The organism is Enterobacter cloacae complex sp. ECL72, from assembly GCF_019056635.1.
In the GTDB taxonomy this organism is placed as follows: domain Bacteria; phylum Pseudomonadota; class Gammaproteobacteria; order Enterobacterales; family Enterobacteriaceae; genus Enterobacter; species Enterobacter hormaechei_C.
In genome coordinates this window covers 4,591,506-4,618,020 of the sequence record NZ_CP077659.1, presented here as the reverse complement: position 1 = coordinate 4,618,020, position 26,515 = coordinate 4,591,506, and the positions used below count along the sequence as shown (strand labels likewise).

Below are 26,515 nucleotides of genomic sequence, written 5' to 3'. Positions count from 1 at the left end.
TTCCTTAGCGTTTTGCCTGCCAGATACGAGCCTGATAATCACGGATTGAGCGGTCAGAGCTGAACATACCGCAGCGCGCGGTGTTCAGGATACACGCGCGGGTCCAGGCATCCTGGTCGCGATACAGCACGTCGACCTGCTTCTGCGCTTCAACGTAAGCCGAGAAGTCAGCCATCACCAGGTACGGGTCGCCGCCCTGTTTGTCCATGCTGTGCAGCATCTGGTCAAACGCGTGCTTGTCGCCGTCGCTGTACTTCCCGCTTTCCAGCTCTTTGAGCACCGCATCCAGCACTTTATCTTTTTTACGCCATTTCACCGGGTCGTACCCTTTGGCTTTGATGGCTTTCACTTCTTCAACAGTATGGCCGAAGATAAAGATGTTCTCTTCGCCGACCTTCTCGGCGATTTCGACGTTCGCACCGTCCAGCGTGCCGACGGTCAGCGCGCCGTTCAGGGCCAGCTTCATGTTGCCGGTACCGGACGCTTCTTTACCGGCGGTAGAGATCTGCTCGGAAATATCCGCCGCCGGGATCAGCATTTCAGCCGCAGAAACGCAGTAGTCCGGCAGGAACACCACCTTCAGCTTGTCGCCCACTTTCGGATCGCTGTTGATCGCCGCCGCCACTTTATTAATGGCAAGGATAATGTTTTTCGCCAGGTAGTAGCCCGGCGCCGCTTTCGCACCGAACAGGAACACGCGCGGGACGCGGTCGGCCTGCGGGTTCTCGCGGATCTCTTTGTACAGCGCCAGAATGTGCAGCAGGTTCAGGTGCTGACGTTTGTACTCGTGCAGTCGTTTGATCTGGATATCGAAAATCGCATTCGGGTTGATCTCAATTCCGGTGCGCATTTTCACAAACTCGGCCAGACGAACCTTGTTCTCCAGCTTAATGGCGCGGTACTGCTCGCGGAACTTCGCGTTGTCGGCCTGTTTTTCCAGGTTGATGAGCTGGTCCAGGTCGTTGGCCCACTCTTTCTTCAGGGTCTTGTCCAGCAGGCCGGCCAGCAGCGGGTTGCACTGCTTAATCCAGCGACGCGGCGTGATGCCGTTGGTCACGTTATGGAACTTAGTCGGCCACAGCTGGTGGTATTCCGGGAAGAGATCTTTCACCACCAGATCCGAGTGCAGCGCGGCAACGCCGTTCACCGCAAAGCCGCTGACCACGCACATGTTCGCCATGCGCACCTGCTTGTCGTGCACAACGGCCAGCTTCGCCCAGACGGCCTTATCGCCCGGCCAGGTTTTCTCCACCAGCGTTTTGAACTGGTCGTTAATCTTGTTGATGATCTGCATATGGCGCGGCAGCAGCGTTTTCACCAGCTTCTCATCCCAGCACTCGAGCGCTTCCGGCATCAGGGTGTGGTTGGTGTAGGCGAAGGTGCGGCTGGTGATGGCCCAGGCGTCGTCCCAGCTCAGCTGATGCTCGTCGATCAGCACGCGCAGCAGCTCCGGGATGGCAATGGTCGGATGCGTGTCGTTAAGCTGAATAACTTCGAAGTCCGGCAGCTGAGCCAGCTTGCGGCCCGCCAGGTGGTGGCGACGCAGAATATCCGCCACGGAGCAGGCGCACTGGAAGTACTGCTGCATCAGACGCAGCTTTTTACCCGCCAGATGATTATCGTTCGGGTAGAGGACTTTGGTCAGCTTCTCGGCGTCGATCCCCTGCTGCTCGGCGCGCAGGAAATCACCGTCGTTGAATTTGGTCAGGTTAAACGGATGCGCGTGCTTCGCCTGCCACAGGCGCAGCGGCTGCGCCACGCCGTTACGGTAGCCGAGTACCGGCAGGTCCCAGGCTTCACCGGTAATGGTGAACGCCGGTTCCCAGAGTCCCTGCTTCGTGACTTTCCCGCCAATCCCGACCTGCACATCCAGCTGCGCGTTGTGGCGGAACCACGGATAGGTATTGCGGTGCCAGTCGTCTGGCGCTTCCATCTGATGGCCGTCGGCAAATGACTGACGAAACAGGCCGTACTGATAGTTCAGGCCATAGCCAATCGCCGACTGGCCCACGGTTGCCATGGAATCCAGGAAGCAGGCTGCCAGACGTCCCAGACCGCCGTTACCCAGCGCCGGATCAATCTCTTCTTCCAGCAGATCGGTCAGGTTGATGTCGTGTTCTTTCAGCACGTCACCGACCTCCTGATACCAGCCAAGGTTCAGCAGATTGTTACCCGTCAGACGGCCAATCAGGAACTCCATTGAAATGTAGTTGACGTGACGCTGGCCTTTCACGGGCTTCGTCACAGGCTGAGCGTCCAGCTGCTCTGCGAGCGCCCCGCTCACCGCCTGCCACCACTGGTGAGGCGTCATTTCGTTTGCAGCATGAAGGCCAAAACGCTGCCACTGACGCGTCAGGGCAGCCTGAAATTGAGCTTTGTTGAAAGTAGGCTGTGACATAGGGAATCGGCATCCTGTAGAGAGTAAAAACATTTAGCGCTAGTGTGCCTGGCTCATTGCGCCTCTTCCTCCTCCTGTCTGGGATTAGACAGGGAGGAGTAGCGGGGATGAGCATAAAAGTGTGATCGAGGCCACTGTGTGAGTGTGCGCTTCGCTGAAAAAGCGATCCCGGAAGAGCGTCAAAGAAATGAAATGCAGTTTCGGAGGAATTAATCATCGCTGAAATGATTACTTACGTAGAATAATATTTCCGCGCGTCGGGATTATTCAGCACCCCTATTAAGCCGATGCAACTTTCCCCGAAGTTAATTAACTTCAGCGTCATTATCTCTTTCTGAAACCAGTTTCAGCGCAACCGCGACTTATGCAGACAAGCCAGAAGCAGCGCGGCATCCAGCCATTTACGGAAAGTTCCATCAGTGATGAGAATGTTTTGTGACAGAGTGCAAATTCAGAGCCTCCAAACCCAGACATAACTTGCAATAGTTCCTCTATTGGCCGAACTTATAGATATTAATTACGAAGCGCAAAAAAAATAAATTCTCTCGTTCCCCACAGTGAAGTGAAAACTATGTTGATTCCGTCCAAATTAAGTCGCCCGGTTCGTCTTGACCATACTGTGGTCCGCGAGCGCCTGCTGGCTAAACTTTCCGGTGCGCATAATTTCCGACTGGCGCTGGTTACGAGTCCTGCGGGTTATGGAAAAACAACGCTCATTTCGCAATGGGCGGCAGGTAAAAGCGATCTTGGCTGGTACTCCCTGGATGAAGGGGATAACCAGCAGGAGCGTTTTGCCAGCTATTTAATTGCCGCGATTCAGCAGGCAACCAACGGACACTGCGTCACCAGCGAGGTGATGGTGCAAAAGCGCCAGTACGCCAGCCTGTCCTCTCTTTTCTCCCAGCTGTTTATCGAGCTGGCCGAATGGCATCGCCCGCTGTATGTGGTGATTGATGATTATCATCTGATCACCAACCCGGTTATTCACGAGTCCATGCGTTTCTTCCTGCGCCATCAGCCGGAAAACCTGACGCTGGTTGTCCTGTCGCGTAACCTTCCGCAGTTGGGCATTGCCAACCTGCGCGTGCGCGATCAGCTGCTGGAAATCGGCAGTCAGCAGCTGGCCTTTAGCCATCAGGAAGCGAAGCAGTTCTTTGACTGCCGCCTGACGTCTCCGATTGAGGCGTCGGAAAGCAGCCGCCTGTGCGATGACGTTGCCGGCTGGGCCACGGCGCTTCAGCTGATTGCCCTCTCCGCGCGGCAAAACAACAGCCCGACGCATCAGTCCGCACGCCGCCTGGCGGGCATCAACGCCAGCCACCTGTCGGATTATCTTGTGGATGAGGTACTCGACAGCGTTGACCTCTCCACCCGCCATTTCCTGCTGAAAAGCTCCCTGCTGCGTTCCATGAACGATGCGCTGATTGTACGCGTCACCGGCATTGAAAACGGGCAGCTTCAGCTCGAAGAGATTGAACGTCAGGGTCTGTTCCTGACGCGCATGGACGATCCCGGCGAATGGTTTAGCTACCATCCGCTGTTTGGCAGCTTCCTGCGCCAGCGTTGCCAGTGGGAACTGGCCGCAGAGCTGCCTGACATTCACCGCGCCGCCGCCGAAAGCTGGATGGCGCAAGGTTTCCCGAGCGAAGCTATCCACCATGCGCTGGCCGCCGGGGATGCCGGTATGCTGCGCGATATTCTGCTCAACCACGCGTGGGGACTGTTCAACCACAGTGAACTGACGCTGCTGGAAGAGTCGTTAAAAGCGCTGCCGTGGGAAAGCCTGCTGGAGAATCCGCGTCTGGTGCTGCTCCAGGCCTGGCTGATGCAGAGCCAGCATCGCTACAGCGAAGTGAACACCCTGCTGGCGCGCGCCGAGCAGGAGATGGAAAGTGAGATGGATACCACCCTGCATGGCGAATTTAACGCCCTGCGTGCGCAGGTGGCGATTAACGACGGTGACCCTGAGGAAGCCGAACGGCTGGCGATGGTCGCGCTGGATGAGCTGCCGCTGGCGAATTTTTACAGCCGTATTGTGGCCACCTCGGTACACGGCGAAGTGCTGCACTGTAAGGGCGATCTCACGCGTTCGCTTTCACTCATGCAGCAAACCGAACAGATGGCGCGCCGCCACGATGTCTGGCATTACGCCCTCTGGAGCCTGATCCAGCAAAGCGAGATTTTATTTGCTCAGGGATTCCTGCAAGCCGCCTGGGAAAATCAGGAGAAAGCGTTCCAGCTGATCCGTGAACAACATCTGGAACAGCTGCCGATGCACGAGTTCCTGTTGCGTATTCGCGCTCAGCTGCTGTGGGCATGGTCGCGTCTGGATGAAGCAGAAAGCTGTGCCCGCCAGGGTCTGAATGTTCTTTCAAGCTTCCAGCCGCAGCAGCAGCTCCAGTGTCTGGCTCTGCTGGTGCAGTGCTCGCTGGCGCGCGGCGACCTGGATAATGCCCGCAACCATCTTAACCGCCTGGAAAACCTGCTCGGCAACGGGCAGTACCATAGCGACTGGGTGTCCAACGCCGATAAGGTGCGGGTGATTTACTGGCAGATGACCGGCGATAAAAAGTCCGCCGCCAACTGGCTGCGTCATACGCCTAAACCGGAATTTGCCAATAACCACTTCCTGCAAAGCCAGTGGCGCAACATCGCTCGCGTGCAGATCCTGCTGGGTGACTTTGAGCCTGCCGAGATTGTGCTGGAAGAGTTAAACGAAAACGCCCGCAGCCTGCGCCTGATGAGCGATTTAAACCGCAACCTGCTGCTGTTAAACCAGCTTTACTGGCAGGCGGGCCGTAAAAACGATGCCCAGCGCGTACTGCTGGAAGCGTTACAGCTGGCGAACCGCACCGGGTTTATCAGCCACTTTGTGATTGAGGGTGAAGTGATGGCCCAGCAGCTGCGCCAGCTGATTCAGCTCAACACACTGCCAGAACTCGATCAGCATCGCGCCCAGCGCATTCTGCGCGAGATTAACCAGCACCACCGCCACAAGTTTGCGCACTTCGATGAGAACTTTGTTGAACGTCTGCTGAACCATCCGGAAGTGCCGGAGCTTATCCGCACCAGCCCGCTCACCCAGCGTGAATGGCAGGTGCTGGGGCTGATCTATTCCGGCTATAGCAACGAGCAGATTGCCGGTGAGCTGGCGGTGGCGGCGACCACCATCAAAACGCACATTCGCAATCTGTATCAGAAGCTGGGCGTAGCGCACCGACAGGATGCGGTGCAGCATGCGCAGCAGCTGTTGAAGATGATGGGATATGGAGTGTAGATCCTCTGCGGTCTGATGCCCTCACCCCGGCCCTCTCCCACAGGGAGAGGGAGAAAATTTTGTAGGTCGGGTAAGCGCAGCGCCATCCGACACAACCGCTAGCACAATTCCAGCTGCAAATTGTTATCCTTAATTACCTGCATCACGCCCGCCGGCGGCATTACGTCGGTGTAAACCGCATCCACCATGCTGATGCTGCCCATGTTGACCATCGCGTTACGGCCAAATTTGGAGTGGTCCACCACCAGCATCACGTGACGTGAGTTTTCAATGATCGCGCGCTTGGTGCGCACCTCGTGGTAATCAAACTCCAGCAGCGAGCCGTCGCTGTCGATGCCGCTGATCCCCAGAATGCCGAAGTCGAGGCGGAACTGAGAGATAAAATCGAGCGTCGCTTCGCCGATAATGCCCCCGTCGCGGCTACGCAGTTCGCCGCCCGCGAGGATGATGCGGAAATCGTCTTTCTGCATCAACGTGTTGGCCACGTTCAGGTTGTTGGTCACCACGCGCAGGTTCTCGTGGTTCAGCAGCGCATGGGCGACCGCTTCCGGCGTGGTGCCGATATCAATAAACAGCGTCGCGCCGTTCGGGATCTGGCTCGCCACTTTACGGGCGATACGCTCTTTCTCTGCCGTTTGCGTCGCCTTACGGTCATGCCATGAGGTGTTCACCGAGCTGGACGGCAGCGCGGCGCCGCCGTGGTGACGCAGAATACGGTTCTGATCGGCCAGGTCGTTGAGGTCACGACGGATGGTTTGCGGGCTGACGGCAAACTGCTCCACCAGCTCTTCAGTACTGACGTATCCCTGTTTTTTTACCAGTTCGATAATGGCGTCATGACGTTGTGTTTGTTTCATGAAATATCCTTGGGTATTATGTTCGTTTTCGCGCATGGAGCGTATCGGCCAGCGCCATCGCCAGCCCAACCGCCAGGCCGGTAACGTGCGCACCATTGGCGATAGACATACCAAACAGATCAAACCATCCGGCAATAAGCCATATTAACGCAAAGGTTATTAATCCACGTTGTAAATAGATGCCGCTATCCGGGTCGCGCTCGCCTCTGAGCCAGGCGTAACCCATCAGGGCGTACACCACGCCGGATAACCCGCCAAACCATGGACCGCTGAATTTGTGCTGCACGTAGCCGCTTAACAGGGCGCTGATAAGGGTGATCACAATCAGCTTGCCGCTGCCGAGCCGCTTCTCCACCGCCCCGCCGAGATACCACCACCACAGCAGGTTAAAGAGGATATGCATCACCGAGAAGTGCATCAGCGCATGCGTGAAGTAGCGCCAGACGTCAAATTGCAGGGAGGGATCGTACGGCCATGCGAGGGCAATCATCACGCTCTGGTCGCCCACCACGCTCATAATAATGAAGACGATGATGCAGGCTGCCATCAAAAGCAGCGTAAACGGCCCTGCGCGCTCGCGGAGGGTGGCGAGAAACGGAAAACGTTGATAGTGCAGGCCACTGCCGGTCTGGCCGGATTGCCAGCTTGCCGCCAGATAACGCGGGTCGCCCGGGTTTTCCAGAAAACGCGCCAGCTCGTCATTCACGCGGCCGGCCTGGCTTTCGTCTGCCAGCCAGACATCCGTCTGTGTATGCTGCTGAATAGTCAGGATAATGCCCTGCGTCGCCATATAGTCGACAAACGCCTGGGCGACGCGCGGGTTGCTAAAAGAGGTGATCATCAACATGGGCAGCGGTCGCTTATTTCCACACAAAAGGGGACAGTATAGCGGGATCAGCGCTCAAACGCGTATTCAACTTCTGCCGGGAAATGACGATGCCAGGCATCGAAGCCGCCATCGACGCTGTACACCGCGTCGTAACCCTGCTGGAGCAGATACTGCGCCGCGCCTTTACTACTGTTGCCGTGATAGCACATCACCATCACCGGGGTATCGAAGTCGTTATCGCGCATAAACGCGCCCAGCGTGTCGTTGGTGAGATGGAACGCGCCCGGCGTGTGGCCCATCGCAAAGCTCTGCGGATCGCGGATATCCACCAGCACCGCTTGTCCCTGGTGCATCTTCTGATGGGCTTCTTCTACGTTAATACATTCAAACTGATCCATGGTGTTCTCATCTTATATTCAGGTGTGGTGCGGTTTTCCCCTCACCCTACCCTCTCCCGGAGGGAGAGGGAAACGGATCACCCTCTCCCCGTGGGAGAGGGCTGGGGTGAGGGCATCAGACCGCACTATTTTACCCCGTAGTGTACGTCCTGGCGGCGGGTAAACGCCATTATGTTATCCATATCACTCTAAATTGTTTTTTTGATGTTACCAAAAGCGCGTTCCTTTGCTATTATGAGCGATATCGAACATTTTTGAGCTTTAACGAAAGTGCATGAGGGTGTTATGGAAACCAAAGATCTGATTGTGATAGGCGGTGGCATCAACGGTGCCGGTATTGCGGTTGATGCCGCAGGACGCGGTTTATCCGTGCTGATGCTGGAAGCTAACGATCTCGCCTGCGCGACGTCGTCCGCCAGCTCCAAGCTGATCCACGGTGGCCTGCGCTACCTGGAACACTACGAATTTCGCCTGGTCAGCGAAGCGCTGGCTGAACGCGAAGTACTGCTGAAAATGGCTCCGCATCTGGCGATCCCGATGCGTTTCCGTCTGCCTCATCGCCCGCATCTGCGTCCGGCGTGGATGATCCGCATTGGTCTGTTTATGTACGATCATCTGGGTAAACGCACCAGCCTGCCGGGTTCGACAGGTTTGCGTTTTGGCTCAGAGTCGGTTCTTAAACCTGAAATCGTGCGCGGTTTCGAATATTCCGACTGCTGGGTGGACGATGCGCGTCTGGTGCTGGCTAACGCGCAGATGGTCGAGAAGAAAGGCGGCGAGGTGAAAACCCGTACCCGCGCGACCGCCGCACGCCGCGAAAACGGCCTGTGGATTGTGGAAGCGGAAGACGTGGATACCGGTGAGAAGTTTAGCTGGAAAGCGCGCGGCCTGGTGAACGCCACCGGCCCGTGGGTAAAACAGTTCTTCGATGACGGTATGCACCTGCCTTCTCCGTACGGCATCCGCCTGATCAAGGGCAGCCACATTGTGGTGCCGCGCGTGCATACCCAGAAACAGGCTTATATCCTGCAAAATGAAGACAAGCGCATTGTGTTTGTGATCCCGTGGATGGACGAGTTCTCCATCATCGGCACCACCGACGTGGAGTACAAAGGCGATCCGAAAAACGTTGAGATCGACGAGAGTGAAGTCAGCTACCTGTTGAAAGTGTACAACGCGCACTTTAAGAAACAGCTGGCGCGCGATGACGTGGTCTGGACCTACTCCGGCGTGCGTCCGCTGTGTGATGACGAGTCTGACTCACCGCAGGCCATCACCCGTGACTATACGCTTGATATTCATGACGTGGACGGTCAGGCGCCCCTGCTGTCGGTATTTGGCGGTAAGCTCACCACCTACCGTAAACTGGCGGAGCACGCGCTGGAGAAACTGGCGCCGTATTACAAAGGCATCGGCCCGGCGTGGACGAAAGGCGCCGTGCTGCCTGGCGGCGATATCGGCGATAACCGCGACGATTACGCCGCGAAGCTGCGTCGCCGCTTCCCGTTCATTACCGAAGGAATGGCGCGCCACTATGCCCGTACCTACGGCAGCAACACCGAACTGTTCCTCGGCGAGGCGAAAGAGATTGCCGATCTGGGCGAGCATTTTGGCCATGAGCTGTACGAAGCGGAACTGCGCTATCTGGTGGAACACGAATGGGTGCGCCGTCTGGACGATGCTATCTGGCGTCGTACTAAAGAAGGGATGTGGCTGAATGCCGAGCAGCAGTCTCGCGTGGCGCAATGGTTGCAACAACATGCGGGAAAGCGTGAATTGTCGTTGGCGTCGTAATTAAAAAAAAGCCGGGTGGCGGCTCCGCCTTAACCGGCCTACTCGATCCCGTAGGCCCGGTAAGCGCAGCGCCACCGGGCTTTGTTTTTACAACCGCACCGGATCAATATGCCAGATATTCTCGGCATACTCTTTGATGGTCCTGTCCGACGAGAAGTATCCCATGTTGGCGATGTTATGCATCGCGGCGCTGGTCCACTTCTCCTGCTGACGGTACAGTTCGTCCACCTTATCCTGACAATCCACGTAGCTGCGGTAATCCGCCAGCACCTGATAGTGATCGCCAAAGTTAATCAGCGAGTCCACCAGATCGCGATAGCGTCCGGGCTCCTCAGGGTTAAACACGCCGGTGGCGATTTGCGTCAGCACCTGGCGTAACTCGTCATCCTCTTCATAATACTCACGCGGCGAGTAGCCCTGCTTGCGCAGCGCCTCCACCTCTTCCGCCGTATTCCCGAAAATAAAGATATTCTCCGCGCCCACATGCTCCAGCATTTCGACATTTGCGCCGTCCAGCGTGCCGATAGTCAGCGCGCCGTTCAGGGCAAACTTCATGTTGCTGGTGCCGGATGCTTCCGTCCCCGCCGTGGAAATCTGCTCAGAGAGATCCGCCGCCGGAATAATCAGCTGCGCCAGGCTCACGCTGTAGTTCGGGATAAACACGACCTTCAGCTTATCGCCAATGTCCGGATCGTGGTTCACCACCTTCGCCACATCGTTGATGAGATGAATGATGTGCTTCGCCATGTAGTACGCGGACGCCGCCTTACCGGCAAAGATTTTCACGCGCGGCACCCACTCCGCCGTCGGGTCAGCCTTAATGCGGTTGTAGTGGGTAATAACGTGCAGGACATTCATCAGCTGACGCTTGTACTCGTGGATACGTTTGATTTGCACGTCGAACAGCGCTTTCGGGTTCGCCACCACGTTCAGATGCATCGCCAGCCAGACCGCCAGACGCTTCTTGTTCAGCAGCTTGGCTTCCCGTACCGCTTTATTCACCGTCGGGAAATCAATGTGCTGCTCCAGCTCGCTCAACTGGCTCAAATCGGTGCGCCAGGTGCGGCCAATGTTCTCATCCAGAACGTCGGAGAGCGGCTGGTTCGCCAGCGCCAGCCAGCGGCGCGGGGTGACGCCGTTGGTCACGTTGCAGAAACGCGTCGGGAAGATCTTCGCGAAGTCCGCAAACAGGGACTGCACCATCAGGTTCGAGTGCAGCTCTGACACGCCGTTCACCTTGTGGCTGATCACCACCGCCAGCCAGGCCATGCGTACGCGACGCCCGTTGGATTCATCAATGATCGAGGCGCGGCTCAGCAGACCGGTATCGTTCGGGTACTGCTCCTGCAAGGTCTTGAGGAAGTAGTCGTTGATCTCGAAGATGATTTGCAGATGGCGCGGCAGAATTTTGCCGAGCATATCCACCGGCCACGTCTCCAGCGCTTCACTCATCAGCGTATGGTTGGTGTACGAGAACACCTGGCAGGTTACTTCAAACGCGTCATCCCAGCTGAACTTATGCTCGTCAATCAGCAGGCGCATCAGCTCAGGGATCGACAGCACCGGATGGGTATCGTTGAGGTGAATGGCGGTTTTTTCCGCCAGATTCGCATAGGTTTTGTGCAGCTGATAGTGACGGCTAAGGATATCCTGAATCGTTGCCGAGACGAGGAAATACTCCTGACGCAGGCGCAGCTCGCGGCCTGAGTAGGTCGAGTCATCCGGATACAGGACGCGTGACACATTCTCGGAGTGGTTTTTATCTTCCACCGCCGCGAAGTAGTCACCCTGGTTGAATTTACCCAGGTTGATCTCGCTACTGGCCTGCGCGTTCCACAGGCGCAGCGTATTGGTCGCATCGGTGTCGTAGCCGGGGATGATCTGGTCATAGGCCACGGCGAGGATCTCCTCGGTTTCCACCCAGCGGGATTTTTTCCCTTCCTGCTGAATACGCCCGCCAAAACGCACCTTGTAGCGCGTGTTGTGGCGCTTGAACTCCCACGGGTTACCGTACTCCAGCCAGTAGTCTGGAGACTCTTTCTGACGACCATCCACGATGTTCTGCTTGAACATACCGTAGTCGTAGCGAATACCGTAGCCGCGCCCGGGCAGCGCCAGCGTCGCCAGTGAATCGAGGAAACAGGCGGCAAGACGCCCGAGACCACCGTTACCCAGCCCCGGGTCGTTCTCTTCGTCAATCAGCTCTTCTAAATCCAGCCCCATCTCTTCCAGTGCGTTTTTGACGTCGTCATAAATCCCGAGCGATAACAGCGCATTGGAGAGGGTGCGACCAATCAGAAACTCCATCGACAGGTAATACACCTGTCGCGTCTCCTGCGAAAGCTGGGCGCGGTTGGAGCGCAGCCAGCGTTCGACCATACGGTCACGCACCGCAAACAGCGTGGCGTTCAGCCACTCATGTTTGTTGGCAATAACGGGATCTTTCCCAATGGTAAACATCAGCTTATAGGCGATGGAGTGTTTCAACGCCTCAACGCTGAGCGTGGGGGAAGAGTAGCTAAATGGAGCATTCATATCAGTAACTTCGCCTCGTTACATCAAGCGTTGATAAAGGTCGCGGTAGGACTGCGCCGCAACGTGCCAGCCAAAGTCCATGGACATCGCCTGACGTTGTACGTAACGCCACAGGGATGGACGGGACCACAAGACGAAAGCACGCCGGATCGCCCGAAGCAGCGACCAGGCATTACTGTCCTCGAAAACAAACCCGCTGGCGATACCGTCCGCCAGGTTTTCCAGGGAGCTGTCAGACACCGTATCCGCCAGCCCGCCCGTGCGGCGTACCAGCGGCAACGTGCCGTATTTCAGACCATAGAGCTGCGTCAGGCCGCAGGGCTCGAAGCGGCTCGGCACCAGAATCACGTCCGCGCCGCCCATGATGCGGTGCGAGAACGCTTCGTGATAGCCAATCTGCACGCCCACCTGCCCCGGATGTTCCGCCGCGGCCGCAAGGAAACCTTCCTGCAATACCGGGTCGCCCGCGCCGAGCAGCGCCAGCTGGCCGCCCTGCTCCAGTAATCCCGGCAGCGCTTCCAGCACCAGATCCAGCCCTTTCTGGCTGGTCAGGCGGCTGACCACCGCAAACAGCGGCACCTTGTCGTTGACCTTCAGCCCCATCGCAATCTGTAGCTGGCGCTTGTTCTCCGCTTTGTCCTCCACGGAGTCGCGACCATAGCGCGCCGCCAGCAGGAGGTCCGTTTCCGGATTCCAGATCTGTTCATCCACGCCGTTCAGAATGCCCGACAGGCGACCTTCACGGTGGCGCTGTTGCAGCAGCCCTTCCATACCGTAACCGAACTCCGGCTGGGTAATTTCCCGCGCGTAGGTTGGGCTGACCGCCGTGATGTGGTCGGCGTAGTACAGACCCGCCTTCAGGAACGAAATCTGTCCGTTAAACTCCAGTCCGTGCATGTTAAAGAACGACCATGGCAGATCGATGTCATTCATATGATGCGCGTAATACATGCCCTGATACGCCAGGTTGTGCACCGTAAACACCGATTTGGCCGGGTGCCCCTTCGCCGCCAGATACGCAGGAGCCAGCCCCGCATGCCAGTCATGCGCGTGCACCACGTTCGGACGCCAGAACGGATCCAGTCCGACGGCCATTTCCGCCCCCACCCAGCCGAGCAGGGCAAAGCGCATCACGTTATCGGTATAGGCGTACAGGTTGGTATCGTGATACGGGCTGCCGGGTCGATCGTATAAATGCGGGGCATCAATCAGGTAAATCCCTACGCCATTGTAATGTCCAAACAGCAGGGTGATACGTCCCGCGAAGGTCTCGCGACGGGTAACAACCTTTGCATCGGGAATACCGCGCCGGATATCCGGAAAAGCGGGCAACAACACGCGGGTATCCACCCCTCCGGCGATTTGCGCCGCTGGTAATGCACCAAGAACATCCGCCAGGCCGCCCGTTTTTAACAACGGGAACATCTCAGAACATACGTGTAAAACCTGCATCATCGCTCCTGTTTGATTTGCAGCTTCCGCAACATTTCCCGTGTTACTAACACGATCCCCTCTTCCGAACGGTAGAAACGACGCGCATCTTCTTCCGCGTTTTCCCCAATCACCATCCCTTCGGGAATGATGCAGGCACGATCGATAACGCAGCGACGCAGACGACATGAGCGCCCTACCCAGACATCCGGCAGCAGAACTGCCGAATCGATATTACAGAATGAGTTTATACGCACGCGCGGGAACAGCACGGACTGCACCACCACCGAACCGGAGATAATGCAACCGCCAGAAACCAGCGAGTTGAGCGTCATGCCGTGGCTGCCGGAGCGATCCTGAACGAACTTCGCCGGCGGCAACGATTCCATATGCGTGCGAATCGGCCAGTTCTGGTCGTACATATCCAGCTCAGGCGTGACGGACGCCAGGTCGAGGTTCGCTTTCCAGTAGGCTTCCAGCGTACCGACGTCGCGCCAGTAAGGTTCCGCATTCGGGTCTGACTGCACGCAGGACAGCGGGAAGGGATGTGCATACGCCATGCCAGCTTTGGTGATTTTCGGGATGATGTCTTTACCGAAGTCGTGGCTGGAGTTTTCGTCTTTGTCGTCCTCTTCCAGCAGTTCATAAAGATAATCGGCATCAAAGACATAGATCCCCATGCTGGCGAGCGATTTGGTGTCGTCGCCCGGCATGGTTGGCGGGTTCGCCGGTTTTTCGACAAAGTCGATAATCTTGTCATCGCCATCTACATGCATCACGCCAAACGCGGTTGCTTCCGCAACAGGCACAGGCAGACACGCCACGGTGCAGCGCGCCCCTTTTTCGACGTGGTCGATCAGCATGTGGGAGTAATCTTGCTTGTAGATGTGGTCCCCGGCGAGGATGACGATGTATTCCGCGCTGTAGCGACGAATGATGTCGAGGTTCTGGGTCACGGCATCCGCCGTGCCGCGGTACCAGTTCTCCCCGTGAACGCGCTGCTGCGCCGGGAGCAGATCGACAAATTCGTTCATCTCTTCGCTGAAGAATGACCAGCCGCGCTGAATGTGCTGCACCAGCGTGTGCGACTGATACTGGGTAATGACGCCAATACGGCGAATGCCTGAGTTCAGGCAGTTGGAAAGTGCAAAATCGATAATACGGAACTTACCACCAAAGTGAACGGCCGGTTTGGCGCGCTTGATGGTCAAATCTTTCAGACGGGTACCACGCCCGCCCGCGAGTATCAGGGCAACTGTTTTTAATGGTAGCTGGCGCGCCAACATTAACGGATCGTTCTTCTCTAATCTAACCATGACTAACTCCTTTTTTATCATCTTTGGAATACGCACACTCCGTGCGCAGGCCCGTGCCAGACAGCCATAACAACCGGATTATCCGCTCCGGCAAAGGGAGGAATGGCTCGCCATTCCCCGTCAGGTAAAACAATCTCTGCGACGTCATCCGTCGCGTTCAGCGTCACCAGCCATGCATCCGAAAGCAGGATTTGCAGACAGGGTATGGCGTGTTGCCACTCTTGCGCGCTTAACGGTTGCGCGTCTTTATTCAGCCAGCGAACGTTTCCGTCGCCCTCTTCCCACCAGCGGTCGGCGGTGAGCGCGGGGATGCGCTGGCGAAGATGGATCAGCGCCGCGGTGAAATGGGTCAGCCCGCTATTCGCTTCTCCCCAGTCGAGCCAGGTCAGGGTGTTGTCCTGGCAATAGGCGTTGTTGTTGCCGTGCTGGCTGTGGCCGTGCTCATCGCCCGCCAGCAGCATCGGCGTGCCCTGCGACAACAAAAGCGTCGTCAGCAGCGCATGAACGCTGGCGCGTCGCCGCTCGATCACATCCAGACTTCCGCCTAACCCTTCTATACCATGGTTGAAGCTATGGTTATTGTTAGTCCCATCGCGATTCTCCTCGCCGTTTGCCTCATTGTGTTTCTGATTGAAACAAACGCAGTCGCGCAGCGTAAAACCGTCGTGTGCCGTCAGCAGGTTAATGGTGGCCGACGGACGTTTGCCGTCACGCTTGAAGAGATCGCTGGAGCCGGCAAAGCGACCGGCAAACTCCCCCAGCGACAGATCGCGCGTCAGCCAGAAGCGGCGGATGGCATCGCGGAAGTGGTCGTTCCACTCGGCAAACAGCGGCGGGAAATTCCCCACCTGATAACCGCCCTCTCCGATGTCCCAGGGCTCCGCGATCAGCTTAACCTTTGAGAGCACCGGGCAGTTTTTGATGGCCTCAAACAGCGGCGCCTGCTGGCTGAACGCCGGGGTGCGCCCCATCACCGGCGCCAGGTCGAAGCGAAAACCGTCCACGTGGAACGTCTCAACCCAGTATTTCAGGCACTCGTACGCGTAATGCGTAACGGCCGGATGACTGAGGTTGAGGGTGTTACCGCACCCGGTCCAGTTCTCGTAATCGCCGTCGTCCCTGATCCAATAATAGCTACGGTTATCGATTCCGCGCTGTGAGAGCGTCGGGCCGTCAAGATCGCTTTCCGCACTGTGGTTCAGCACCACGTCCAGAATGACCTCGATACCCGCCGCGTGAAGCGCCTTCACCGCATCGCGAAACTCATCCCGTGCCTTCTCCAGCTGCACCGCGTAGCCCGGGTCGAGGGCGAACATCGCCAGCGGGTTGTAGCCCCAGTAGTTGCTTAACCCAAGACGCTGTAGCCGCGGCTCGCTGGCGAAATGCGCCACGGGCAACAGCTCCAGCGCGGTGATCCCTAAGTGCTTCAGGTACGCGACCATCGTCGGATGCCCAAGCGCTTTGTAGGTGCCGCGCATCTCTTTAGGGATTGACGGGTGCAGATATGTCAGCCCTTTAACGTGGGCTTCATAAATAACGGTGTTGCCCCACGGCGTGCGCGGCGGGGCATCGTCTTCCCAGTCGTAGAGATCGTGCACCACCACGCTTTTGGGCGCGACGGGCGCGCTGTCGCGGTGGTCAGGTTCGCCGTAGCCAACGTGGAACAGCGAGTCATCTTTAAACTCACCGTCCACGCGGTGCGCGCACGGGTCAATCAGCAGCTTCGCCGGGTTAAACCAGTGCCCCTGAGAGGGCTCCCAGGGGCCGTGTACGCGAAAACCGTAGTGCATCCCCGGCCGTCCTCCGGCCAGGTAGCCATGCCAGGTATCCCCTGTGCGCGCCGGTAAATCGTAACGGTGCTCGTTACCTTCCCCGTCAAACACACAGAGTTCCACCCGCTCCGCATGGGCGGAAAAGAGCGTGAAGTTCACCCCCTTTCCGTCAAAACTCGCCCCGAGCGGTTCGGGTTTACCTGCCGTAAGCTGCGTCATTCACCCTCCCGCACCAGCCAGATTGTGCCAAGCGGCGGCAGCGTCAGGCTCAGGGAGTTCGGACGGCCGTGGCTTTCAATGGCATCGCTCTGCACCAGGCCACCGTTACCCGCGTTGCTGCCGTGGTAGTGCATGGAGTCGGTATTGAGAATTTCGCGCCATTTGCCCGGCTGGTTAATGCCGAAGCGGTAGTGTTCGCGCGGCACCGGCGTGAAGTTGCTGGCGACAATGATCTCGTTACCCGCCTTGTCGCGGCGCACAAAGACAAACACCGAGCGCTCGTGGTCGTCCACCACCAGCCACTCAAAGCCGTACGGATCGAAGTCCAGCTCGTGCAGCGCTTTGTGGTGGCGATAGGTCAGGTTCAGGTCACGGACCAGACGCTGTACGCCGTGGTGCCAGTTGTCCGCACCTTCCAGCAGATGCCAGTCAAGGCTGCTATCGTGGTTCCATTCGCGGCCCTGAGCGAACTCGTTGCCCATAAACAGCAGCTTTTTACCCGGGAAAGCAAACAGCCAGCCGTAGTAAGCGCGCAGGTTGGCAAACTTCTGCCATGGGTCGCCCGGCATGCGGTCGAGAATGGATTTCTTGCCGTGCACCACTTCATCGTGCGACAGCGGCAGCATGAAGTTTTCGGTGTAGTTATAGAGCAACCCGAAGGTGAGCTTATCGTGGTGATACTGACGATAAACCGGGTCGAGCTTCATGTAGTCGAGCGTGTCGTGCATCCAGCCGAGGTTCCATTTGTACCAGAAGCCCAGACCACCCATTGCCGGTGGACGGGAAACGCCCGGGAAGTCGGTGGACTCTTCCGCCATGGTCACGGCGCCTTCCACCTGCTCGCCGATAATGCGGTTGGTGTTGCGCAGAAACTCAATCGCTTCGAGGTTTTCACGGCCACCATACTCGTTCGGGATCCACTCCCCCTCTTTGCGGCTGTAGTCGCGGTAGATCATCGACGCCACCGCATCCACGCGCAGGGCATCAATGCCGAAGCGCTCGATCCAGTACAGCGCGTTCCCGACCAGGTAGTTCGATACTTCACGGCGACCGTAGTTGTAGATCAGCGTGTTCCAGTCCTGGTGATAGCCTTCGCGCGGGTCGCTGTGCTCGTACAGCTTTGTGCCGTCGAACTCTGCCAGCGCAAAATCATCCGACGGGAAGTGGCCCGGCACCCAGTCGAGGATCACGTTCAGCCCGGCGGCGTGCGCGGCATCGATGAAATAGCGGAAGTCATCGCGCGTGCCGAAGCGGCGCGTGGGCGCATACAGCCCGGTTGGCTGATAGCCCCAGCTGCCGTCAAATGGGTGTTCGTTGATCGGCAGCAGCTCCAGATGGGTAAAGCCCATCCATTTGGCGTACGGCACCAGCTGGTCCGCCAGCTCGCGATAGCTCAGCCAGAAGTTGTTATCGGTGTGGCGACGCCACGAGCCGAGATGCACTTCATAGACGGAGATTGGCGCATCAAAGCGGTTGGCCTGCTTGCGCTCCTCACTCTGGACAACCTTCTCCGGCAGGCCGCAAATCAGCGAGGCGGTATTCGGGCGTAGCTCTGCCTCAAAGGCGTACGGGTCAGATTTAATGCGCAGCTTGCCGTTGGCATCGATCATCTCGAATTTGTAGAGCTGACCGTTGTGCGCGCCGGGGATAAACAGCTCCCAGATGCCGGTTTCCCGGCGCAGACGCATGGGGTGACGACGACCGTCCCAGTAGTTGAACTGCCCGACGACGGAGACGCGCTGGGCGTTTGGCGCCCATACGGCAAAACGCGTGCCGGTGATACCGTCCATGGTATCTGCATGGGCACCCAGCGTTTCGTAGGGGCGTAAATGGGTCCCTTCGGACAGCAGCCAGGCGTCCATCTCTTTTAAGAGCGGGCCGAAGCTATAGGGATCGTCAATCAGGTTTTGCTGACCGTGCCAGATAACGGCAAGCTGATAACGAAAAGGATTTTTACGGCGGGGCATGACGCCCGAGAAGAAGCCACGCGAGTCGAGGCATTCCAGATTACCCACCTTGCGGCCGGTTTTGGGTTCGATAACCCACACTTCTGTTGCATCCGGTAACAGCGCCCGAACTTCCAGTCCGGCCTCTGTACGGTGCATCCCTAGCACAGAAAAGGGGTCGGCAAAGTGACCCGCAATAAGCGCATTAATCACGTCTCTCGAAATACGATCGGACATGGTGTTCATCCTGTTTTTTTATGTCGCCCTTTTTACGCGCTCCGGGACGACTTTTAATGTGACCTAAACGGTGCAGTTAATCCTCTCTGCTCCGCCCTACCCTCAGGTGAGAAATAAATCTTCCTTAAAGCATAGCCAACGTCGTGGGTCCTCCTGATAAAAAATAAGACATCTGCGTTTTACTCCATGTAGTACGCAAAAAAAGGGGGTGACAATCACCCCCCGTGTTTAACAAATTATTACGCCAGCTGGCGCAGCATACGGCGCAGCGGCTCGGCTGCACCCCACAGCAGCTGATCGCCAACGGTGAACGCGGAGAGGTACTCCGGCCCCATGTTCAGCTTGCGCAGACGACCAACCGGGGTGGTCAGCGTGCCGGTAACGGCTGCCGGGGTCAGTTCGCGCATGGTGATATCGCGATCGTTTGGCACCACTTTCGCCCACGGGTTGTGTGCGGCCAGCAGCTCTTCCACGGTCGGAATAGACACATCTTTTTTCAGTTTAATGGTAAAGGCCTGGCTGTGGCAGCGCAGCGCGCCGATACGCACGCACAGACCGTCAACCGGAATGGTGTTCGCGGTGCCGAGGATTTTGTTGGTCTCAGCCTGGCCCTTCCACTCTTCGCGGGTCTGGCCGTTATCCAGCTGTTTGTCGATCCACGGGATCAGGCCACCGGCCAGCGGTACGCCAAAGTTATCCACCGGCAGCTCGCCGCTGCGGGTGAGCTGAGTGACTTTACGCTCGATGTCGAGGATGGCGGACGCCGGGTCTGCCAGCTCGGCAGCGACGCTCTGGTGCAGCTGGCCCATCTGGGTCAGCAGCTCACGCATATGACGCGCGCCGCCGCCGGAGGCCGCCTGGTAGGTCGCCACGGAGACCCACTCCACCAGATCCTGTGCGAACAGGCCGCCGAGGGACATCAGCATCAGGCTGACGGTGCAGTTACCGCCAACAAAGGTTTTCACGCCGTTGTTCAGGCCGTCGGTGATGACGCTCTGGTTAACCGGGTCAAGAATAATGATGGCATCGTCTTTCATGCGAAGCGAAGAGGCCGCATCAATCCAGTAGCCCTGCCAGCCGCTTTCACGCAGCTTCGGATAGATTTCGTTGGTATAATCGCCGCCCTGGCAGGTCACAATAATGTCGAGTGCCTTCAGCGCTTCCAGATCGTAAGCATCCTGCAACGTGCCTGTGGTACCCCCAAAGGACGGTGCAGCCTGGCCGAGCTGGGAAGTGGAGAAGAAGACCGGGCGGATGGCGTCGAAATCGCGCTCTTCAACCATGCGTTGCATGAGTACAGAGCCGACCATACCGCGCCAGCCGATAAAACCAACGTTTTTCATAGTATTTTTTTCCTGCAAGGGGTGTGTGCTGATTGTGCAAGCCAGTATTGAACTGGGATATGCTTCACATTACAAAATGCTGCCAAAGTCGCAAGCGAAATTAATCGATGATTGCCCGGCAATCAGAAAAAGTGCTAATCATCGCAATGACCACAATAAGTATCAGGGATAATTTAAGATGAGTGAAATCATTTCCGCAGCGGTTTTATTGATCCTGATTATGGATCCGCTCGGTAATCTGCCGATCTTCATGTCGGTGCTGAAGCATACCGAGCCGAAGCGCCGCCGGGCGATCATGATCCGCGAGCTGCTCATCGCCCTGCTGGTGATGTTTATCTTCCTGTTCGCCGGTGAAAAAATCCTCGCTTTCCTGAACTTACGCGCCGAAACGGTCTCCATTTCCGGCGGGATCATTTTGTTCCTGATTGCTATTAAGATGATTTTCCCGAGCGCGGAGGGCAGCAGCAGCGGCCTGCCTGCGGGTGAAGAGCCGTTTATCGTGCCGCTGGCAATTCCGCTGGTCGCCGGGCCAACGATTCTGGCGACGCTGATGCTGCTGTCGCATCAGTATCCGAATCAGATGAGCCATCTGGTGATTGCCCTGCTGATCGCCTGGGGCGGGACGTTTATTATCCTGTTGCAGTCGTCGCTGTTCCTGCGCCTGCTGGGTGAGAAAGGGGTAAACGCCCTGGAGCGCCTGATGGGGCTGATTCTGGTGATGATGGCAACGCAGATGTTCCTGGACGGGATCCGGGCGTGGATGAAAGGGTGAAGATGTAAAAAAGCCGGGTGGCGCTTGCGCTTACCCGGCCTACGGGACCTAAGTTTTTTGTAGGTCGGGTAAGGCGAAGCCGCCACCCGACAAAATACGCCCTCTGCGGCCTGATGCCCTCACCCCAGCCCTCTCCCACAGGGAGAGGGAGAAAACAGGGATTAGCTCAGCAGCGTAAACGCAATCATCCCGACAACCGCACCCGTCGTGCCGAGGATGGTTTCCATCAGCGTCCAGGTTTTCAGGGTTTGCGCTTCGGTTGCGCCGGTAAATTTACCGAACAGCCAGAAGCCCGCGTCGTTAACGTGAGAAACCACAATCGAGCCACCCGCGATACAGATAGAGAGCGCCGCCATCTGCGCACCGGAGTAGTTCAGCTGTTCAATCACCGGCATTACCAGACCCACGGCGGTTAAGCACGCTACGGTCGCGGAGCCCTGAATGATACGTACCGCCGCGGCCAGCACGAAACAGGTGACCGCAATCGGCAGCCCCATCCCGGTCAGCGCTTCGCCCAGCGCCGGACCAACGCCGGAATCCACCAGCACCTGCTTAAACACGCCGCCCGCCCCGATCACCAGCAGGATAATCCCCGCCGGTTGCAGCGCGGCACCACAGATCTCCATCACGCGGTCTTTCGGCATGCCCTGACGCATCGCCAGGCCGTAAATTGCTACCAGACACGCCACCAGGATCGCGGTGAACGGATGACCAATAAATTCGAACCATTCGTAAGCGGTTGACCCCACCGGCACAAAGCGCGCAGCGATGGTTTTCAGGCCCACCAGCACCAGCGGCAGCAGGATCAGCGACAGACTGAAGCCGAAGGATGGCATTTTGCCCTCGCCCAGGTGCGGCTCGGTGATGTCATCCGGAATGTGCAGCTCAACGTAGCGGCTGATGAAGTTGCCCCACAGCGGACCGGCGATAATCATCCCCGGAATTGCCGCGCACAGGCCAATCAGGATCATCCAGCCAAAGTCAGCATGCATCTGGGAGGCCAGCAGCATCGGCGCAGGCCCCGGCAGCAGGAACGCTGCCGCAGCCGCCACGCCCGCAAACAGCGGAATGACCAGCTTCACGAGGTTGGTACCAGTATGGCGCGCCATGGAGAACGCCACGCTAATCAGCAGCACCACCGCCACTTCAAAGAACAGCGGCAGCGCGCAAATCAGACCGGCCAGACCAATCGCGTAGTGCGCACGGCTGTGCCCGAAGGATTTCAGCATCTTGACCGCAATCTGATCGACCGCGCCCGTCTCGTGCAAAATCTTGCCAAACATCGCGCCCAGCGCCACCACAATGGCCAGGAAGCCGAGCGTGCCGCCCATCCCTTTTTCCATCGTCGCCGCGATTTTGTCGAGCGGCATGCCGGAAAAGAGACCGGCACCAATAGAAACCACCATCAAAGCCACGAAGGCGTGCATACGTGCCTTCATCACTAAAAACAGCAGCAGCAATACGGAACCCACTGCTGTCAAAACTAGCGTTAATGTACTCAAAACTTACTGCCTTTTATTAATAACCTCGATGGTGCTGGCAACAACACCTTCCAGCGGCTGATCGATATCAACCACTAAGACATCCTGTTCGTCAGCACCCGGCTCCTGCAACGCTTCGAACTGCGTGACCAGCATCTGGGTTTTGAAGAAGTGGCCTTTACGCGCCTTCAGGCGGCTTTCAATTACCCCGAAATCGCCTTTCAGGTAGATGAAAGAGAGGTTCGGGTTGCCATCGCGCAGCAGATCGCGATAGGTTTTTTTCAGCGCGGAACAGACGATCAGGGAGACTTTATTGGTGCGCTGCATCGCGAACGCGGCGTCATTCAGCGCCTGCAACCACGGTTTGCGGTCGTCGTCGTTCAGCGGCTCGCCGGAAGCCATTTTCATGATGTTGCTGCGCGGATGGAGGAAGTCACCATCAAGAAACGCAGCCTGGAGTTGATGCGCCACTTCGCTCGCCACGGCAGATTTACCGCTACCGGACACGCCCATCAGGACGTAAACGTGGTGATCGTGATTAGTCGTGCTCAAAGGGTGTCCCTCAGTCAATTGTTACGGGTAACAGTTATCGGTAACATTGTCCTGCCGGGGCATAAGAGAAGCAATATCCAAACGTGCGCGAAGTGAATAAGTGTGAGCTACTTCAAATTTGTCGGATTAAATAGATCCACCCGGTGACAAGGTGAAACCTAAATCTAACATTTTCGGGGTAACTGCCTCACCACGAATGCGCGCCAGCAGGCGCTCTGCGCCAATGCGGCCCATGCGTTCACGCGGGGTCAGGACGCTCGCCAGACGCGGCTCCATCACCTGGCCAATGTCGTGGCCGTGGAAGCCGGCAATCGCCATATCATCCGGGATTTTTAAACCCAGACGCTGGCACTCAAACGCGGCGCCGACCGCAAGGTCATCGTTGGTGCAGAAAATACCGTCCAGTTGCGGATACTCGCGTCGCGCCTGACGCATCAGCTCAATACCCGACGTGTAAGAAGAAGATTGCTCCACCATCACGCTGTACGGGGTCAAACCGGCGTCGAGCATCGCCTGCTCGTATCCCTTCTGTTTGATGATAGTACGTTCATCCAGACGCGCACCCAGATAGGCCACATGGCGATGACCGCGGGCGATGATCGCCGCCGTCATCTGACGCGCCGCTTCAAAGTTATCGAACCCCACGGCGATGTCGAGGCACGGCGACTGGCTGTCCATCAGTTCAACCACCGGAATGCCTGCCACTTCAATCATTTTCAGCGTGCGCGGGGTGTGAGTACGTTCCGTTAAAATCAGGCCGTCAATGTTCCAGGAAAGCATCGATTCAAGACGTTCCTCTTCCAGTTCCGGCTTGTATCCGTAGTGGGCGAGCATGGTCTGATAGCCAAACGCATCGGTGACGCTTTCGATGCCACGCAGCACTTCGGCGAATACCTGGTTGGTTAAGGAAGGAAGCAGGACGCCTACCGCACGGCTGGTCGCATTGGAGAGAATATCGGGCGCGCGGTTGGGGATATAACCCAGTTCATCAAGGGCGGCGGCAATCTTGCCACGCAACGCCACGGAAACCTGTTCCGGGTTACGTAAAAAACGGCTGACCGTCATTTTGGTCACACCGACGCGATCGGCGACATCCTGAAGTACGGGGCGTTTCTTTTTCATCGTCCTGAGAAATCTTGAAGTGAGAGATTTGCTCAGTTTATCACGGACAAAGCTCAACCTTCCCCGTTTAAAGGGAAGGTTGAGAAATTATTTAGACTGGCGGCAGGTCAAACAGCAGAATTTCACTTTCGCTGTCGGCATGCACGGAGAGCGCCTGCTCATCCCAGACTGCCAGGCCATCGGCGGTTGTCGCTTTGGTGCCGTTGATGGACACTTCACCTTTCACCACCTGGATCCACACGCGGCGGTTGGCGGCAATCTGGTGTACAGACTGTTCATCTTTCGCCAGCGCCCAGCGGTACAGCTCCATATCCTGATGCACTTTCAGGGAACCTTCACGCGCATCCGGGGACAGCACCAGCTGTTTGCCCTGTTTCGCGTCGAAGCGGCGCTGCTCGTAGCGTGGCGTGATGCCGGTCTCTTCTGGAATGATCCAGATTTGATACAGGTGCAGTTTTTCCGTTTTGCTCGGGTTGTACTCAGAGTGACGCACCCCGGTACCCGCGCTCATAATCTGGAACTCGCCCGCCGGAACCTGCTCTTTGTTGCCCATGCTGTCCTGGTGCTCAACCGCCCCTTCCAGCACATAGGTCAGGATTTCCATGTCTTTGTGCGGGTGGGTACCGAAGCCCTGGCCTGCATCAATCACGTCGTCGTTAATCACGCGCAGTGCGGAGAAGCCCATAAAGTTCGGGTCGTAGTAGTCGGCAAACGAGAATGAATGCCATGAGTCCAGCCAGCCATGATTCGCGTGACCACGTTCGTTTGCTTTGCGTAAGTAGATCATTGTTTTCACCCTCAGTTCGTTTCGATGGAGTAAGTGTGGACGCAAACGCCCTGGGATCATAGAGGGTGAAAATTGACTCCTCTGTTCAAAAATTTAGAACAAGCGCAGAGGAGCCGTTTTTGCTTATCTGGCGAGGGTTACCGTGGCAGGCGAGGCCTGCTCGAAGGCCCGTTCAAGGATTTCCAGATTGGTCAGAACGTCAGATTCCTTGACATAATTCGGCGCGCCGGTGGTGAGGGTGTCATACAGCGCATCGTAGACGCGTCCATAGTCGCCCGTTTCCGGCTTCAGCTCTTCCCTGACCGCCAGGCCCTCGTCGTTCACGTACTCCAGCACGCCCACGGAATCATCTGCCGCAAAGCCCGGTTCACCCGGCATGATATTGGCCTTCAGGCTGGTCTCCTGTTGGTCAATACCGTACTTGATAAAGGAGCCTTTCTTGCCGTGAACGATAAATTTCGGGTAGTCGATTTTCACCAGATGGCTGGTTTTTACGATGGCTTTCAGGTCGCCGTAGAACAGCTGCGCTTCAAAGGTATCGTCCGGGTTGGCCTTATTGCGCAGGCTGCGGATGTCATACGCCACGTGGTCCGGGCGGCCAAACAAGGAGATGATCTGGTCCATGGTGTGCACACCGAGACCGTAGAAAGATCCGTCCTGCGGCAGTCCGGGCTGGGTTTCCGCCACCGGGCGGTAGTAATCGAAGTGGCTTTCGATTTCCACGATCTCGCCGAGTTTGCCGCTTTCAATTGCCTTTTTTGCCGTCAGGAAGCAGCTGTCAAAGCGACGGTTCTGGTACGGCGTGACGGTCAGCCCTTTGCTTTTCGCCAGCGCGAACAGCTCCTTCGCTTCGGCGATGGTCGGGGTGAACGGCTTTTCCACCAGCACGTTTTTACCCGCTTCCAGCGCGCGTTTCGCGTAGTCAAAGTGGCTATCAGCGTGGGTACAGACCACCACCAGCTTCACCTGCGGGTCATTAAGCACTTCATCAAGATCGCTGGTGAAATGAATGTGAGAATACTGCGGAGACTGTTCTTCCGGCTTCGCGCGGCGGCGGTAGATATGAGCCACGTGCCAGGTATCTTTACGGTTGAGAACATACGGAAGGTGGTAACGCGTGGTGCTTTTGCCAAATCCAATAAATGCGCAATGTAGTGTCATGGCTCAGTCCTTTTGGAAGGTTACTGAGTTTTACCATAGCGCATGTTTTGCCCTCACCCCAGCCCTCTCCCACGGGGAAAGGGAGAAAAAGGGCAAAAAAAAGCCAGCGAGAAGCTGGCTAAAGTAATACTGGAAGCAATGTGAGCAATGTCGTGCTTTCAGGTTCCCGTAGAGGTCTTCCTGAATGCAGAGCAATAATAATCATTCTCATTCGCACTTGTCCAACACTTTTTGCAAAAAATAGCGATTGACTCAACTTTTAAAGTCACTGATGTTGGAGGGGACTTT

Annotated in this window: 18 protein-coding genes; 3 read left to right on the top strand and 15 right to left on the bottom strand. The window is 57.1% G+C overall.

The window, feature by feature from the left end:
• Nucleotides 1-4 precede the first annotated feature (4 nt).
• Nucleotides 5-2,398, bottom strand: coding sequence for a maltodextrin phosphorylase (malP, locus tag KTH07_RS22160; RefSeq protein WP_015571448.1), 2,394 nt, complete (start codon nucleotides 2,396-2,398; stop codon nucleotides 5-7).
• Between the two features lie 571 nt (nucleotides 2,399-2,969).
• Between malP and malT the strand changes: the two genes are divergently transcribed.
• Nucleotides 2,970-5,675, top strand: coding sequence for an HTH-type transcriptional regulator MalT (gene malT, locus KTH07_RS22155; RefSeq protein WP_032620989.1), 2,706 nt, complete (start codon nucleotides 2,970-2,972; stop codon nucleotides 5,673-5,675).
• A gap of 98 nt (nucleotides 5,676-5,773) precedes the next feature.
• Here malT and KTH07_RS22150 read toward each other — a convergent pair whose 3' ends face one another.
• Genes KTH07_RS22150 through glpE form a run of 3 tightly spaced genes read right to left on the bottom strand, consistent with a single transcriptional unit; the run spans nucleotide 5,774 to nucleotide 7,759 of the window.
• Nucleotides 5,774-6,532, bottom strand: coding sequence for a DeoR/GlpR family transcriptional regulator (locus tag KTH07_RS22150; RefSeq protein ID WP_017384141.1), 759 nt, complete (start codon nucleotides 6,530-6,532; stop codon nucleotides 5,774-5,776).
• Nucleotides 6,533-6,548: 16 nt separating this feature from the next.
• A complete protein-coding gene (gene glpG, locus KTH07_RS22145; protein WP_015571451.1) occupies nucleotides 6,549-7,379 on the bottom strand; it encodes a rhomboid family intramembrane serine protease GlpG in 831 nt (276 codons plus the stop codon).
• A gap of 47 nt (nucleotides 7,380-7,426) precedes the next feature.
• On the bottom strand, nucleotides 7,427-7,759 hold the full coding sequence (gene glpE, locus KTH07_RS22140) for a thiosulfate sulfurtransferase GlpE (protein ID WP_015571452.1): 333 nt from the start codon (nucleotides 7,757-7,759) through the stop codon (nucleotides 7,427-7,429).
• A 285-nt stretch (nucleotides 7,760-8,044) separates the two neighbouring features.
• Between glpE and glpD the strand changes: the two genes are divergently transcribed.
• Nucleotides 8,045-9,553 carry a glycerol-3-phosphate dehydrogenase gene (gene glpD / locus KTH07_RS22135; protein ID WP_015571453.1) on the top strand — a complete coding sequence of 503 codons (1,509 nt, stop codon included), beginning with the start codon at nucleotides 8,045-8,047 and terminating at the stop codon, nucleotides 9,551-9,553.
• An 87-nt stretch (nucleotides 9,554-9,640) separates the two neighbouring features.
• Here the strand turns inward: glpD and glgP are convergent, their stop codons facing one another.
• The 6 genes from glgP to asd form a co-directional block, all read right to left on the bottom strand.
• Nucleotides 9,641-12,088: a glycogen phosphorylase gene (glgP, locus tag KTH07_RS22130; protein WP_015571454.1), complete on the bottom strand. Its 2,448-nt coding sequence runs from the start codon at nucleotides 12,086-12,088 to the stop codon at nucleotides 9,641-9,643.
• An 18-nt stretch (nucleotides 12,089-12,106) separates the two neighbouring features.
• Complete coding sequence (gene glgA / locus KTH07_RS22125; RefSeq protein ID WP_017384140.1) at nucleotides 12,107-13,540, bottom strand: glycogen synthase GlgA; 1,434 nt, start codon at nucleotides 13,538-13,540, stop codon at nucleotides 12,107-12,109.
• Nucleotides 13,540-14,835, bottom strand: a complete 1,296-nt coding sequence (glgC, locus tag KTH07_RS22120; protein WP_017384139.1) for a glucose-1-phosphate adenylyltransferase — start codon at nucleotides 14,833-14,835, stop codon at nucleotides 13,540-13,542. Before glgC ends, glgA begins: the two co-directional genes overlap by 1 nt.
• 17 nt (nucleotides 14,836-14,852) lie before the next feature.
• On the bottom strand, nucleotides 14,853-16,826 hold the full coding sequence (glgX, locus tag KTH07_RS22115) for a glycogen debranching protein GlgX (RefSeq protein WP_063162056.1): 1,974 nt from the start codon (nucleotides 16,824-16,826) through the stop codon (nucleotides 14,853-14,855).
• Nucleotides 16,823-19,009, bottom strand: coding sequence for a 1,4-alpha-glucan branching enzyme (gene glgB, locus KTH07_RS22110; RefSeq protein WP_023304556.1), 2,187 nt, complete (start codon nucleotides 19,007-19,009; stop codon nucleotides 16,823-16,825). The genes glgX and glgB overlap by 4 nt, the downstream gene beginning before the upstream one ends.
• Before the next feature lie 239 nt (nucleotides 19,010-19,248).
• On the bottom strand, nucleotides 19,249-20,352 hold the full coding sequence (asd, locus tag KTH07_RS22105; RefSeq protein WP_023304557.1) for an aspartate-semialdehyde dehydrogenase: 1,104 nt from the start codon (nucleotides 20,350-20,352) through the stop codon (nucleotides 19,249-19,251).
• Nucleotides 20,353-20,530: 178 nt separating this feature from the next.
• Between asd and yhgN the strand changes: the two genes are divergently transcribed.
• A complete protein-coding gene (gene yhgN / locus KTH07_RS22100) occupies nucleotides 20,531-21,124 on the top strand; it encodes an NAAT family transporter YhgN (protein WP_003861574.1) in 594 nt (197 codons plus the stop codon).
• A 161-nt stretch (nucleotides 21,125-21,285) separates the two neighbouring features.
• Here the strand turns inward: yhgN and gntU are convergent, their stop codons facing one another.
• From gntU to KTH07_RS22075, 5 genes are all read right to left on the bottom strand, one after another.
• Nucleotides 21,286-22,626 carry a gluconate transporter gene (gene gntU / locus KTH07_RS22095; RefSeq protein WP_003861572.1) on the bottom strand — a complete coding sequence of 447 codons (1,341 nt, stop codon included), beginning with the start codon at nucleotides 22,624-22,626 and terminating at the stop codon, nucleotides 21,286-21,288.
• Nucleotides 22,627-22,629: 3 nt separating this feature from the next.
• Nucleotides 22,630-23,157 carry a gluconokinase gene (gene gntK / locus KTH07_RS22090; protein ID WP_003861569.1) on the bottom strand — a complete coding sequence of 176 codons (528 nt, stop codon included), beginning with the start codon at nucleotides 23,155-23,157 and terminating at the stop codon, nucleotides 22,630-22,632.
• A 126-nt stretch (nucleotides 23,158-23,283) separates the two neighbouring features.
• Complete coding sequence (gntR, locus tag KTH07_RS22085; protein ID WP_003861567.1) at nucleotides 23,284-24,279, bottom strand: gluconate operon transcriptional repressor GntR; 996 nt, start codon at nucleotides 24,277-24,279, stop codon at nucleotides 23,284-23,286.
• Nucleotides 24,280-24,370: 91 nt separating this feature from the next.
• On the bottom strand, nucleotides 24,371-25,066 hold the full coding sequence (locus tag KTH07_RS22080) for a pirin family protein (RefSeq protein WP_003861565.1): 696 nt from the start codon (nucleotides 25,064-25,066) through the stop codon (nucleotides 24,371-24,373).
• Nucleotides 25,067-25,189: 123 nt separating this feature from the next.
• Complete coding sequence (locus tag KTH07_RS22075; protein WP_023304559.1) at nucleotides 25,190-26,227, bottom strand: oxidoreductase; 1,038 nt, start codon at nucleotides 26,225-26,227, stop codon at nucleotides 25,190-25,192.
• Nucleotides 26,228-26,515 lie beyond the last annotated feature (288 nt).